The sequence below is a fragment of the Pseudomonas sp. McL0111 genome, assembly GCF_052567255.1.
In genome coordinates, this window is the sequence record NZ_CP199585.1 from 3,833,070 (window position 1) to 3,845,544 (window position 12,475).

At 59.8% G+C, this 12,475-nt stretch carries 13 protein-coding genes; 7 read left to right on the forward strand and 6 right to left on the reverse strand.

All coding sequences use genetic code 11. The annotated features are described in order from the left end of the window. Positions 1-37: 37 nt before the first annotated feature. From ACTWLJ_RS17625 to ycaC, 4 genes are all read left to right on the forward strand, one after another. Positions 38-454 carry a DoxX family protein gene (locus tag ACTWLJ_RS17625; RefSeq protein WP_445177750.1) on the forward strand — a complete coding sequence of 139 codons (417 nt, stop codon included), beginning with the start codon at positions 38-40 and terminating at the stop codon, positions 452-454. After that, entirely contained in the window at positions 447-1,073 is a 627-nt protein-coding gene (locus ACTWLJ_RS17630) for an antibiotic biosynthesis monooxygenase (RefSeq protein ID WP_445177751.1), read from the forward strand. Before ACTWLJ_RS17625 ends, ACTWLJ_RS17630 begins: the two co-directional genes overlap by 8 nt. A gap of 30 nt (positions 1,074-1,103) precedes the next feature. Continuing rightward, complete coding sequence (locus ACTWLJ_RS17635; RefSeq protein ID WP_401211635.1) at positions 1,104-2,942, forward strand: amidohydrolase; 1,839 nt, start codon at positions 1,104-1,106, stop codon at positions 2,940-2,942. Between the two features lie 66 nt (positions 2,943-3,008). Then, entirely contained in the window at positions 3,009-3,635 is a 627-nt protein-coding gene (ycaC, locus tag ACTWLJ_RS17640; RefSeq protein ID WP_445177752.1) for an isochorismate family cysteine hydrolase YcaC, read from the forward strand. A gap of 89 nt (positions 3,636-3,724) precedes the next feature. On the opposite strand, the gene ACTWLJ_RS17645 is transcribed toward ycaC, so the two are convergent. Together ACTWLJ_RS17645 and ACTWLJ_RS17650 are read right to left on the reverse strand one after the other, a co-directional pair. After that, entirely contained in the window at positions 3,725-5,149 is a 1,425-nt protein-coding gene (locus ACTWLJ_RS17645; protein ID WP_445177753.1) for a mechanosensitive ion channel family protein, read from the reverse strand. A gap of 198 nt (positions 5,150-5,347) precedes the next feature. Beyond that, on the reverse strand, positions 5,348-6,364 hold the full coding sequence (locus tag ACTWLJ_RS17650) for an alpha/beta hydrolase (protein WP_445177754.1): 1,017 nt from the start codon (positions 6,362-6,364) through the stop codon (positions 5,348-5,350). A gap of 125 nt (positions 6,365-6,489) precedes the next feature. Between ACTWLJ_RS17650 and ACTWLJ_RS17655 the strand changes: the two genes are divergently transcribed. The 3 genes from ACTWLJ_RS17655 to ACTWLJ_RS17665 all read left to right on the forward strand — a co-directional run bounded on the left by ACTWLJ_RS17655 (position 6,490) and on the right by ACTWLJ_RS17665 (position 9,064). Next, entirely contained in the window at positions 6,490-7,389 is a 900-nt protein-coding gene (locus ACTWLJ_RS17655) for a LysR family transcriptional regulator (protein WP_445177755.1), read from the forward strand. A gap of 346 nt (positions 7,390-7,735) precedes the next feature. Continuing rightward, positions 7,736-8,116, forward strand: coding sequence for a DUF6124 family protein (locus ACTWLJ_RS17660; protein WP_445177756.1), 381 nt, complete (start codon positions 7,736-7,738; stop codon positions 8,114-8,116). A 141-nt stretch (positions 8,117-8,257) separates the two neighbouring features. Further along, entirely contained in the window at positions 8,258-9,064 is an 807-nt protein-coding gene (locus ACTWLJ_RS17665; protein WP_445177757.1) for a class I SAM-dependent methyltransferase, read from the forward strand. Positions 9,065-9,143: 79 nt separating this feature from the next. Here ACTWLJ_RS17665 and ACTWLJ_RS17670 read toward each other — a convergent pair whose 3' ends face one another. The 4 genes from ACTWLJ_RS17670 to ACTWLJ_RS17685 form a co-directional block, all read right to left on the reverse strand. Next, positions 9,144-9,329: a hypothetical protein gene (locus ACTWLJ_RS17670; RefSeq protein WP_445177758.1), complete on the reverse strand. Its 186-nt coding sequence runs from the start codon at positions 9,327-9,329 to the stop codon at positions 9,144-9,146. 382 nt (positions 9,330-9,711) lie between these two features. Beyond that, positions 9,712-10,404 carry a GNAT family N-acetyltransferase gene (locus ACTWLJ_RS17675; RefSeq protein ID WP_401211621.1) on the reverse strand — a complete coding sequence of 231 codons (693 nt, stop codon included), beginning with the start codon at positions 10,402-10,404 and terminating at the stop codon, positions 9,712-9,714. A gap of 113 nt (positions 10,405-10,517) precedes the next feature. Beyond that, complete coding sequence (locus ACTWLJ_RS17680) at positions 10,518-11,309, reverse strand: ChbG/HpnK family deacetylase (protein WP_445177759.1); 792 nt, start codon at positions 11,307-11,309, stop codon at positions 10,518-10,520. Next, complete coding sequence (locus ACTWLJ_RS17685) at positions 11,281-12,471, reverse strand: GNAT family N-acetyltransferase (RefSeq protein ID WP_445177760.1); 1,191 nt, start codon at positions 12,469-12,471, stop codon at positions 11,281-11,283. The genes ACTWLJ_RS17680 and ACTWLJ_RS17685 overlap by 29 nt, the downstream gene beginning before the upstream one ends. Between the last annotated feature and the right edge of the window lie 4 nt (positions 12,472-12,475).

Here is a 12,475-nt window from a genome sequence, read left to right on the forward strand (position 1 = left end):
CATGATTCAGGTCGATAAGAATTCAAGGGTGGGGTTCATGGACGCTTTGCAACGGGATGAACGGGCGCGAGACGTCGGTTTGTTGTTTCTGCGGGTCAGCGCTGGCCTGTTTCTGCTGTTGGTTCACGGCTTGCCCAAGCTGATGGACTTCGATGCACAACTGCAACAGATCGAAGACCCATTCCATTTCGGCGCCCACCTCACGTTATGCCTGGCTATTTTCGCCGAAGTCCTCTGTCCGCTACTGATCGTCGGCGGGGTGCTGGCGCGATTGGCGTGCTTGCCTATTCTGTTTGTGCTGCTGGTGGCGCTATTGGTCGTGCATCCGCAATGGACGGTGGCCGAAGGGCAGTTCGGCTGGCTGCTGTTGATCCTCTTTACCAGCATCCTCATCGCCGGGCCGGGACGGCTGGCGCTCAATGTCCGTCTACCCGGAGTGTTGCGTTATGTCTGAAGCCCAAACCTTAAAAGCGCCGGGGTTCGATGAGATCGTCACGCTGATCGTCAAACACCAGGTCAAGGCCGGTTTTGAAAAAGACTATGAAGCCTGGCTGCGCAACATTGTCAGCGTAGCGGGGCAGCGTGAAGGGCATCTGGGCGTGGACGTGGTGCGCGGCAAGCGTGGCGGGCTCGACACCTACACCTGCGTGCTGCGCTTTTGCTCCACCGACGCCATGCAGCAATGGCTGGAGTCGCCCGAGCGCCAAGCCCTGGTCGACAAGGCCACGCCGATGCTCGCTGACGGCGACCAGACCGAGGTCGCCCCGGTCAACGAATTCTGGTTCGCGCCACTGGCCGATGCAGCCAAGCCGCCGCCGCGCTGGAAGCAAGCAGTCATCACGCTGCTGGTGATTCTGCCGCACACCTTGCTGGTGCCGCTGATCTGGGGGCCGCTGCTGAAACTGCATCCACTGCTTTCCAACTACGTGGTCGCCACGTTCCTGATCACCCTGACCATCGTTGTATCGGTGGTGTACGTGTTCATGCCCCGCGTGACGCGCTTGTTCGCGCCGTGGCTGGAGGCCGGTCAGGCCCATGAACACGTCGAACCCAAACAAACACCGTCACGCTGAACCCCATTCACTTATGTCGAAGGAACTGCGATGAACGCCGATCTGATTCTGTTCAATGGCCAATTTCATACCGTAGACCGCAGCAAACCGCTGGCCAGTGCGGTCGCGATCAAGGACGGCCGCTTCGTGGTCGTCGGCAACGATACCCAGGCGATGGCGCTGCGCGACTCGTCCACGCAAGTGGTCGACATGAAGGGCCGCTGCGTCATCCCCGGCCTCAACGACTCGCACTTGCACCTGATTCGTGGTGGTTTGAACTACAACCTCGAACTGCGCTGGGAAGGCGTGCCGTCGCTGGCCGATGCGCTGCGCATGCTCAAGGAACAGGCCGACCGTACACCGACCCCGCAATGGGTGCGCGTGGTCGGTGGCTGGAACGAATTCCAGTTCGCTGAAAAGCGTATGCCGACCCTCGAAGAACTCAATCAGGCCGCGCCGGACACCCCGGTATTCGTCCTGCATTTGTACGATCGCGCGCTGCTCAACCGCGCCGCATTGCGCGTGGCCGGTTACACCCGTGACACGCCGAACCCGCCGGGTGGCGAGATTGTCCGTGATGCCAATGGCAACCCGACCGGCATGCTGGTCGCACGGCCGAACGCGATGATCCTCTACTCGACGCTGGCCAAAGGGCCGAAGCTGCCGCTGGAATATCAGGTCAACTCGACGCGCCAATTCATGCGTGAACTCAACCGCCTCGGCCTGACCAGCGCCATCGATGCCGGCGGTGGTTTCCAGAACTACCCGGACGATTATCAGGTGATCGAACAGTTGGCCAAGGATGAGCAACTGACCATCCGCATCGCCTACAACCTGTTCACACAGAAGCCGAAAGAAGAACTCAGCGACTTCCAGAACTGGACTGGCAGCGTCAAATTGCACCAGGGCGATGACTACCTGCGGCACAACGGCGCCGGGGAGATGCTGGTGTTCTCCGCCGCCGACTTCGAAGACTTCCTCGAACCGCGCCCGGACCTGCCGCAAACCATGGAGCAGGAACTGGAGCCGGTGGTTCGTCACCTGGTCGAGCAGCGCTGGCCGTTCCGTTTGCACGCGACTTACAACGAATCGATCAGCCGCATGCTCGACGTGTTCGAGAAGGTCAATCGCGATATTCCGTTCAACGGTTTGCCGTGGTTCTTCGACCATGCCGAAACCATCACCCCGCAGAACATCGAGCGGGTGAAAGCGCTGGGCGGCGGTATCGCGATTCAGGATCGCATGGCGTTCCAGGGTGAGTATTTCGTCGACCGCTACGGCAAGCAGGCTGCTGAAGCCACGCCGCCAATCAAACGCATGCTTGCCGAAGGAGTGCCGGTTGGCGCCGGCACCGATGCGACGCGGGTTTCCAGCTACAACCCGTGGACCTCGCTGTACTGGATGGTCAGCGGCCGCACCGTCGGTGGTCTGGCCTTGTACGAAGAAGGTCTGCCGCGCACCACCGCTCTGGAATTGTTCACCCACGGCAGTGCCTGGTTCTCGTCCGAGCAAGGCAAGAAAGGCCAGATCAAGGTCGGGCAACTGGCGGATCTGGCAGCGCTGAGCGCGGATTTCTTCCACGTCGAGGAAGAAGCGATCAAGTGGATCGAGTCGGTCCTGACCGTGGTCGGCGGCAAGATTGTCTACGCCGCCGACGACTTCGAAAAACTCGGCCCGGCCAGCGTGCCGGTGCTGCCGGACTGGTCGCCGGTGGTGAAAGTCCCGGGCCACTGGCGGCCGAACTCGCCATTGCAAGCGCAAGTGCATCAGTGCAGCGGCCCATGCGCAGTGCACACCCACAGCCATGAAAAGGCGCGGATGTCGAACGCACCGGTCAGCGACTTCGCCGGTTTCTGGGGCGCGTTCGGCTGTTCCTGCTTCGCCTTCTGATCAATACCAAAAAGCGCCGGCCACTTGGTACGGCGCTACGTGCAACATCCACCCAAGGAGTTTCCCATGAGCAACGTTCCTTACAAGCGTCTGAACAAAGATGACGCGGTTGTACTGCTGGTCGATCACCAGACCGGCCTGATCTCGCTGGTGCAGGACTTCTCGCCGAACGAGTTCAAGAACAACGTGCTGGCGCTGGGCGACATCGCCAAGTTCTTCAAACTCCCGACCATCCTCACCACCAGTTTCGACGCCGGCCCGAACGGCCCGATCGTGCCAGAACTGCGCGAGCAATTCCCGGACGCTCCATTCATTCAGCGTCCAGGCCAGATCAACGCCTGGGACAACGAAGACTTCGTCAAAGCGATCAAGGCGACTGGGCGCAAGCAACTGATCATCGCTGGCGTGGTGACTGACGTATGCGTGGCGTTCCCGACCCTGTCGGCGCTGGCTGAAGGTTTTGAAGTGTTTGTGGTGACTGACTCGTCGGGTACTTTCAACGAGACCGTGCAAAAAGCAGCGTGGGCGCGCATGTCGGCGGCTGGTGCGCAACTGATGAACTGGTTCTCGGTGGCTTGCGAGCTGCAAGGTGACTGGCGCAACGATATGGAAGGCTTGGCGAATCTGCTGTCGAACCGTCTGCCGAACTATCGCAACCTGATCGGTAGCTACACCAAGTTCACTGCCAAGTAAGAAGATCAAAAGATCGCAGCGTTCCGCAGCTCCTACAGGGAAAATGCATTCCAACTGTAGGAGCTGCGGAACGCTGCGATCTTTCGCTTTTAACGCTTCTGCAACCACCCGAGAAACCCACCTTTCCTGATTGGCGCGGGCACCGCCATCAACGCCAGCCGACTGTTCTGCTGCCGCACTGCCTGCAACTTGTTCAACGCCTGCCCGACCTCGCTGCGCTGTTCCATGCACTGGCGGGTCAGGGTCTTGTCGAGGCGATAGATGATGCTCGACGTCAACGCCGTAAACGTCGCCTGCGATGGCGTGTCGGCAAGAATGCTCTGTTCGCCCATGACCTCGCTCGGCCCCATGCGTCCGGCCTCGGTCTGGTTGTTGCCATCGGGCACGGTTGCGCTGACCACGCCGGTCGCGATCACAAACAGGCTGTCCGGCACCTCGTCGAGATTCAACACCACCTGTCCCGCCGTGTACTGCTGCGCGACCATCGATTCGGCAAGGCGATCGCGTTCTTCATGGCTCAGCGAACGGAAGATTTTCACCTCATCAAGCAACGCCCGGGCGCGGGTCGACGGCTGGATCGTACCGTCCGGGTGCCGCGAAATGCCAGCCGCTTCGAGATGACGGTGGGCGAGGTCGAACAGTTGATTGCGCACTTCGCTTTTCTTGCCCAGTTCGGCAATAAAACCACTGGCAACGTACTCGGACATTTCTTCGCCAGCCTCTTTCAACACGGCTTTCGGCGGCGGGTTCAACAGCAGACTGCTGCTGCCTTGCAGCGTGCGGTCGAGCGCATCCAGCACCCGGCGCGGACGAATGTGGTTCGGCACCTTGATGCTGATCGACACGCCGTGCAGGTTGTTCGGGCGGCTGAGGTTGACGATTTTCGCCTTGGCCGCCACCGAGTTCGGCACCACGGCGAGCGTGCCGTTACTGGTCAGCAAGTGCGTGGCGCGCCAGTCGATGTCGAGCACTTTGCCTTCGACGCCGTCGATCACCACAAAATCGTCCACCTGATACGGCTTGGTGGTGTTGAGCACGATGCCGGAAAACACGTCGCTCAAAGTGCTTTGCAGTGCCAGACCGACGACGATGGCTACCACCCCGGACGTCGCCAGCAAGCCTTTTACAGGCAACTCCAGCACGTAACCGGCGGCGGCAACGATGGCCACCAGAAACACCAGCGCACCGATCACGTCCTGCAACAAGCGACCGCTGTGACCGATGCGGCGCATCAGGATCAGCCCGATCACTTCGGTGAGCACGCGGGCGGCGTACAGCCACCAGACAATCCCCAGCGCCGTCGCGCTCAGTTGCATCACTTGATCATCGGCAAACAGCGGCGCCTGCATCGGGCTGACGCCGGCGTTGATGATCAGCGTACTGAACGCCAGAAACAGCACCAACCGCACCCCGACCCGCAGCGCACGGTGACTGAACGGCGCGAAATGCCAGAGCGCAGCGTCGAGCAACAGCAGGGCCGCGCTCCAGGACAATGGGTGGTTGAGAAGGAACATGGCGGACTCCGGATGCAGGTGAACTTGTGTGGAACAGGTTTTTTTTGTGGAGCGGGGGCTTTTGTGGCGAGGGGATTTATCCCCGTTGGACTGCGCAGCAGGCCCTTTTCCGGGGTCGCTACGCAACCCAACGGGGATAAATCCCCTCACCACAAAAACGGCATTGCCACACTTGGCTGTGTGGCAATGCTTGGGGACTCAGTTCAGATGAGTCTTCAACTCAGCCGCCGCCTGGCGCACCGCAGCCTTCACCTCAGGAATCTGACTCAGCGGATTCAACAGCCCAAAGTCATGAATCATCCCGTTGTAACGCACCGCCGTCACCGGCACCCCGGCCGCATCCAGGTGGCGTGCATAGCCTTCACCTTCGTCACGCAGCACGTCGAATTCGGCGGTCTGCACCAATGCGGCAGGCAAGCCTTTGAGCTGTTGGGTGCTGGCGTTGAGCGGCGAAGCGTGGATCTGCGCGCGCTCGGTCGGGTTGGTGGTGTAGCTGTCCCAGAACCACTGCATCATGCCTTTGGTGAGGAAATGGCCCTCGGCAAACTGCTGGTACGAACCATCGTCAAACTGTGCGTTGGTGACCGGCCACATCAGCAACTGGAAGCGCAGGGCCGGGGTTTTCTGTTCCTTGGCCATCAGCGCCACGACCGCTGCCATGTTGCCGCCGACGCTATTACCTGCCACCGCCAGACGCTTGCCGTCAACACCGATCTGCTTGCCGTTTTCCGCTACCCACTTCGTCGCGGCGTAAGCCTGATTGATCGCGGTCGGGTACTGCGCTTCCGGCGAAGGCGTGTAATCGACGTACACCGCAACCGCGCCAGAGCCCACCACCAGATCACGAATCAGACGCTGGTGCGTCGGGAAATCGCCCAGCACCCAACCGCCCCCGTGGAAGAACATGAACACCGGCAACTCGCCTTTGACCTTGGCCGGACGCACCACTTTCAGGTTGATGGTCTGGCCATCGACCTCGATCACCTTGTCGCTGACTTCAATCCCGGACAGATCAACTTTCACCGAAGCCTGCGCGCCGGTCAGCACCGCACGGGCGTCTTTCGGGCTGAGTTGTTCAAGCGGTTTGCCACCGCCAGCGGCGAGGGCTTCGAGGAAGGCCTGGGTGTTGTGTTCGACACCCGGGCTGCCAGCGGCGAATGCATTGCCGATGGACAGGGCGAGGAGGGAAGCGGTCAGGGTTTGTTTGATGTTCATGCTCAATTCCTTTTTCGATCAGTTTTTTGTGTGGGCTTGTTTTCAAACCGTGAGCACAGATTAATGAGCTGTCGAAAAGTGAAAAAGCGGCTATAAAGCGTTTAACTGTCCACCAGAGAGTGACAATGAACCCGTTCGAAGACATGCGTATTTTTTGTCAGGTCATGGACTCCGGCAGCTTCACCGCTGCCGCCGATCAATTGGGCCTGTCCAAGCAGTTCGTCAGCCGCCGTTTGATGCAACTGGAAGAGCGTCTCGGCGTGCGATTGCTCAATCGCTCGACGCGCCGCCTCGACGTGACGCCGCTGGGCCAGAGCTATTACGAGTCGGCGCTGCGTCTACTGAGCGAAGTCGAGCACGTCGAACAAAGCATCGCCGGCCAGACTGCCGAACCACGCGGGACCATTCGCGTGAGTGCGCCGTTGTCGTTCGCGCTGGCGCATCTGGGCTGTCTGCTGCCGTTGTTCTTGCAGCGCTATCGCGAGGTCACCGTCGAAGTCGATCTCAGCGACCGGCCAGTGGATCTGCTCGGCGAAGGTTATGACCTGGCGCTGCGTATCGGCGTGCTGGAAGATTCGACGCTGATCGCCCGGCGCATTGCATCCATCGAACGGGTGTACTGCGCCAGCCCCGCGTATCTGGCCGAACGTGGCACGCCGCAGAAACCGGAAGATTTGCTCAGCCATGACTGCTTGCCTTACGGCCATGGCCGTTCGGTGCAATGGCGCTTCAATGCGGGGCAGGGCAAGCCGCTGCTGGTGAATGTCAGCGGGCGCATGCGGGTCAACAACGGCGAATTGCTGCGCGATGCTGCGGTGGCGGGGATGGGGATTACTTATCTGCCGACGTTCATCGTCGGCGCAGCGCTGAAGGACGGACGACTGCTGCCGGTGCTCGAAGACTTCCGCCCGGAGCCCCTGACGTTGTCGGCGGTGTACCCGCAACATCGGCAGGCATCACGACCGGTGCAGGCGTTGATTGAGTTCCTGCGCGAACGCCTCAACCAGACCGATATCAGCCTCTGACAGGTGCGTGTTTCAATTCAGGATGTTTAAAACCTGTTTGGGAAATGCGGAACCTTCCCACAGTGTTTTCAGGTTGTCCGTCGGACGTGCAGTCTCTAGCCTGTGCTCGTCGCTGCCAAATCAGCGATCGGGCATGGAAACCCGAGTAACAACAGAGCGCACAAGCGCAATTCATAACGTATCCTGCGCACCTTCATGGTGTGCACTCTGTTATGGCGGCTGTGCGTGGGAGACCTTCGGGTCTGCCGGGTTGCTCTGTCCCGGGTTTCCAGCCTGCGTACAGCTGCCACCTATTCGCTTGGAAACCGAATGGGCCAGCTTTAACCGTCATACAGGGTAAATATTCATGAAAAAGCCAACCCCGAATCCCCCCGAAACCGTTGCCGAAACAGAAGGCGATCCAACGTCCCCATACGCTTCTGTCGATAGCAAAAGACTCCATGATGCCGCCGAGCGCGCGCTCGATTTCTACCTCAATCCCGCGGCCGGAATCATGGCCAGACCCTACACCCCCAACGGGATGTTCTTCGCCAATCCCAAGGCCGACACCGAGTCACTGCTGGCCAACGCCTACGAATCCTTGGCCTCTGCCACCGTCATGCTCGGCGACTTTGCCGCGCTGCTCGAAGCCACGCACCGCAAGACCCTGCTGGGTATCGCGCAAGTAGTCATGCTTGGCGAACTGGCCGTGAATCAGGCACTGGATAACGTCGACATTCCTGCCTGATCAACACTGCCCCTGTGGCGAGGGAGCAAGCTCCCTCGCCACAATGTTCTGTGCCTTCACTTACAAGTTCACAACATTCAGAATCCACGCGCTGATCTAGACTCGGGGCCGCTCAATCACGAGCAGTACCCGGAGTGCGCCATGGAAGTGCCCAACAATAAAAACGCCATCGAGAGCAATCGTCAGGCGTGGAATGACTCAGCTCGCCACCACCAGGATTCGCCCGATTGGCAGGCCTTGTTGAATGAAGTCACGCAGGCGGATTTTTCCTGCCTCGACGACACGTTGCATGGACTGCTGGAACAGGTCGGCATCGACGGCAAAGACGTCGTGCAACTGGGCTGCAATAACGGTCGCGAGAGTCTGTCACTGTTCAGCCTCGGTGCGCGGACGGTGGTCGGTGTCGATCAGTCCACCGGTTTCCTCGAACAGGCTCGCGAGCTGAACAACCGTTCGCCGCACAATGCCGAGTTCATCGAGACCGATATCCATCACCTGCCGGCCTCGTTGCAGAACCGCTTCGACGTCGCGCTGATCACCATCGGCGTGCTGAACTGGATGCCCGACATCGGCGAATTCTTCCGCCACGTCGCCTCGACCCTCAAACCGGGTGGGCGGCTGGTGATCTACGAAACCCATCCGTTTCTGGAAATGTTCGATCCCGAGGCCGAAGACCCGTATCGCCTCGACAGCTCATACTTCCGCGAAACGCCATTCGTGCAGGAAGAACCGATTGTCTATGTCGGTAAAGTCGAACAGCAGGCAGCGAAATCCTATTGGTTCGTGCACACCCTCGGCGCGATTTTCAACGGCGCGATTGAAGCAGGGCTGAACATCGCCCACTTCAAGGAATACCCGCATTCGAATCGCGAAGAACTGTACGACCAGTACCTCAACCAATCAGCACAACTACCGATGTGTTTCACCTTGGTCGCAAACAAAAACTAAACCACAGGCCCCGTGTCGTACATCTAACCAGTGTGGGAGTGAGCCTGCTCGCGATGATGTCGCCACGGATCCACTTATGTTAAGCATCGGGAACCACTGAGATTTCCTTTTTTCCGAGCGTTTTGCAGACCTGCGCTACGTACCGGATCGCCCGAAGCAACTCCTTCTCATCACCCTCGGTCACCACTTGGCCTAGATACTCTCGAATAGCCACGAAGTCGACGAGCAACGAAGTCATCTCAAAGTCAGTCAGAGTTTGGGTCATACATTTTCACCTCATGGTTGTGCGTGAATTTAATCAATCACACAGCCGGGCGCAGTCAGCTGAAGCCTTGAGTACAGAAGGGCATTTCTCTTGGTTGTGTGGGCAAAGTCATACAAAGCAGTTCAATGCGGGCGGAACGGCAACTGGCCCCATCGCTGTCAAGCCAGGCTCCCACAGGATTTTGTGTCGTACACAAGTGCTGTGTACACCGAAGATCCTGTGAGAGCCTGGCTTGCCAGCGATGGCGGCTTCAGCGCCGCCACACTCACCACTCCCACAGGGTTTTGTGTCGTACACAAATGCTGTGTACACCGAAGATCCTGTGGGAGCCTGGCTTGCCAGCGATGGCGGCTTCAGCGCCGCCGCAAATGCTGGGAATGTATCAAGCCTGCGCCGCCGCACTCACCACTGGCCGTCCCGGTTTGCGCAGTGGTTCCAGGCGTGAGCCGCTGTAGCGGGTTTCGCGGTAGAAGCGCCAGCGGCCGAACAGGCCGTAGACGTGGGTGACGCGGCCCTGTTCGTGGTAGCCCATGCGGATGTGCAGTTTCAGTGCGGGGATGTTGTGGGTTTCGCAGACGTCCACCACTTTGTCGCAGCCCTGTGCGGCCATGGCTTCCCAGAGTGCGACTTGCACGTCCACCGACAGGCTTGTGCCGAAATACGGCCGGGCCATTTCGCCGCCGAATTCGAAAAACTCGCCGGGTTTGACCGGGAACCAGCAGCCGTAATAGTGACGGTCATGGTAGTCGCGAATACTGCCCCAGATGAACGCCACCGCGTGGCCATCGGCGTCCAGGTACATGTGCCCGGTATGACCTTCGGCGGCGAGTTCGGCCATGGTCTCGACCCGGTCACCGAAGTGTTTGCCGAACGCGCTGGCGTTGTCCGGGGTGATGTCGACTCTGCGCAAACCGTCATAGGGGCGCAGCTTGTGCGGCGGCACCGGGCTGACCAGATCGCGCTCCATCCACAGCAGTTCCCAGTGGAAGAACACGTAGCGTTTCCATAGCGTGCCGAAGGTGCGACCGAGACCTTTTTGACGGATGCGTTCTTGTAGTTTTTCGATGACGCTCATGTTGCCCTCCGTGGCCGGGGCCCGGTGTTGTGGATGATGCTTTGATGGGTATAGATCAAGCCCGCAAGTACATTTCTAAGTGCCAGCTTCGAAAGTATTGCAAGTTATGTAAGTCAATCGAGTGCTGCGGCACCGCGTAGAAAATCCTTGTTCAAGTCGGCATAGGAAACCCGTGGAACGCCCGCCAACCGCTGCTCTAGCACGCGGCTCAGGGACTCTCCCGGTTCGAGATAGGCATCACCGAAATCAGCCCCAAGCTGATTCGGATGAGCGACAACTTCCAGCACGCCGTCGGTCGGCGCGACGTCGTTGCGCAGGTCTACCGGGGTGCACACGTAATCTGCCGTGGCGCCGGCCAGACCTTGCAGGCGCCGATTGAGCAAACCCTTGAACAAGCGCTTGGGCAAACTGAGGTTTTGTCCGAGGTTGCGCGCCAATCGAATCGGTACGCCTTGATGCGCCGCGAAGCGTGCCACGATCTCGCCAATCGGCCAGATGTTGTGTACGTGTTGGTGCGAATCGAAGTGACTCGGGCGCACGCCATGATCGACACAGCGTTGCCACTGCGCCTGCAATTCTTCCTGCACCGCGTCGCGATCCTCACGGCTGAGCCACAGGCTGTGGCGGGCCAGACTGAGGTCGAACACACCGTGGCTGTCGCAGAAGGTCCTCCGCCCCAGAATTGCCTGACTCAGCGGTTTGCCGTAGGTCAGATTGAAGTGCAGGCCGATCCGCCCTTCGAGCATTGGATGGCGGGCCATGGCGCAGGCAGCCACGAACTCTGGCATGTTGGCCATGATCGTCGCGGAGCTGATCAGCCCGGCCTGAAACGCTGAAAAGATCACCGCGTTTTCGCTTGGGCTGAGGCCGAAATCGTCAGCGTTGACTATGACTTGCCGAGGCATGTTCGCCCTCCGTGGGAATCGCGACAGGTTTGACCGGGGTGGCTGGCGCGGCCGTAGTCGCACGCTGCGCACGCCATTGCAGCACCCTCGGTTTGAGCCGATGCCAGAGGCGCAAGCCCAACCCCAATATCAGGCCACTGGGGCGCCAGGAATAGAAACTCCAGCGCCAGTGTTCCAGTTGTCCGGTCATGCGTTCGTGCAGTTGATGGCTGGAGTTTTCCAGACTCACCCGCGAGGCATCGATCCAGTGCCAGTTCTCTTCGAGCCCCCAGCGAATCCACTCATCCAGCAGCACGCGACCGCTGCCCAGATCGGCGTATTGCGGCAGGAACGCGAGGTTGTAATCGTAGAGTCGACCCTGTTCCAGCAAGCCGAGTCGATAGCTGATGCAACGTCCGTTCAGTTCCAGCGTCACCACCCGCACCAGCCCTTGGGCGGCGAGGGCGGTGAAAGCATTTTCGATGCATTGCCGGCTGCGTCCGGAGGCAAAAATGCCGACGCCTTCGTCGCCTTTCCAGCTCACTGCTTCGACTTCGCTGATGGCCTGCAACAGCGGGCCCATGCTCATTGCATCAGGGACAATCCGCCGTACCTGTGCGCCACACGCGGCAATCCGTTTGCGTGCCCGGCGCAGTTTGTAGCGCGGGTCGCCGCCGACTTCCTGATGATCCGTCTCGCTGATCAGATGCACCGGCACTCGACAGCTCAAGCGCCGTTCGCCTGTGGAACTGTGGGTCATCCATCCGGTGAGGAGGCTTTCTTCACCGGCAGGCTCGGACAATTCGTTGAGTTGCAGCAACGCATGAGGCAGGCGCCGACGGGTCTGCACCAAAGCTTCGCGCATGTCTTCAACTGACAACAGCGACAACAACGCCAGACGATCCGCCAGCGGATAACCCAAATGATGCAGCACCCGAAACGACAAGCCGCCAAAGCGCTCGCGCCCCGCCACCAGCGGCAGACACAGGCGCAATTCATCCGCCTCCCAACCGAGCAGGATGTGCAGACGCTTATCGCTGCCAAGGGTCAGTTCTGCCGCACGCAACCAGCCGAGGCTGTTGAACGGCGTGTGATCTGGCACCCGCAAGCGCAGCGTTTCATACGCCGCAGCCGGGAAGTCGGCGGCGCACAGCGAAGTGCGCCATTCGAATCGTGCAGTCATAGGC

What these genes read in the sequence shown, in the direction of transcription:
- ACTWLJ_RS17625 (WP_445177750.1), top strand. Translation starts at nt 38, where the DNA reads ATGGACGCTTTGCAACGGGATGAACGGGCGCGAGACGTCGGTTTGTTG.
- ACTWLJ_RS17630 (WP_445177751.1), top strand. Translation starts at nt 447, where the DNA reads ATGTCTGAAGCCCAAACCTTAAAAGCGCCGGGGTTCGATGAGATCGTC.
- ACTWLJ_RS17635 (WP_401211635.1), top strand. Translation starts at nt 1,104, where the DNA reads ATGAACGCCGATCTGATTCTGTTCAATGGCCAATTTCATACCGTAGAC.
- ycaC (WP_445177752.1), top strand. Translation starts at nt 3,009, where the DNA reads ATGAGCAACGTTCCTTACAAGCGTCTGAACAAAGATGACGCGGTTGTA.
- ACTWLJ_RS17645 (WP_445177753.1), bottom strand. Translation starts at nt 5,149, where the DNA reads ATGTTCCTTCTCAACCACCCATTGTCCTGGAGCGCGGCCCTGCTGTTG.
- ACTWLJ_RS17650 (WP_445177754.1), bottom strand. Translation starts at nt 6,364, where the DNA reads ATGAACATCAAACAAACCCTGACCGCTTCCCTCCTCGCCCTGTCCATC.
- ACTWLJ_RS17655 (WP_445177755.1), top strand. Translation starts at nt 6,490, where the DNA reads ATGAACCCGTTCGAAGACATGCGTATTTTTTGTCAGGTCATGGACTCC.
- ACTWLJ_RS17660 (WP_445177756.1), top strand. Translation starts at nt 7,736, where the DNA reads ATGAAAAAGCCAACCCCGAATCCCCCCGAAACCGTTGCCGAAACAGAA.
- ACTWLJ_RS17665 (WP_445177757.1), top strand. Translation starts at nt 8,258, where the DNA reads ATGGAAGTGCCCAACAATAAAAACGCCATCGAGAGCAATCGTCAGGCG.
- ACTWLJ_RS17670 (WP_445177758.1), bottom strand. Translation starts at nt 9,329, where the DNA reads ATGACCCAAACTCTGACTGACTTTGAGATGACTTCGTTGCTCGTCGAC.
- ACTWLJ_RS17675 (WP_401211621.1), bottom strand. Translation starts at nt 10,404, where the DNA reads ATGAGCGTCATCGAAAAACTACAAGAACGCATCCGTCAAAAAGGTCTC.
- ACTWLJ_RS17680 (WP_445177759.1), bottom strand. Translation starts at nt 11,309, where the DNA reads ATGCCTCGGCAAGTCATAGTCAACGCTGACGATTTCGGCCTCAGCCCA.
- ACTWLJ_RS17685 (WP_445177760.1), bottom strand. Translation starts at nt 12,471, where the DNA reads ATGACTGCACGATTCGAATGGCGCACTTCGCTGTGCGCCGCCGACTTC.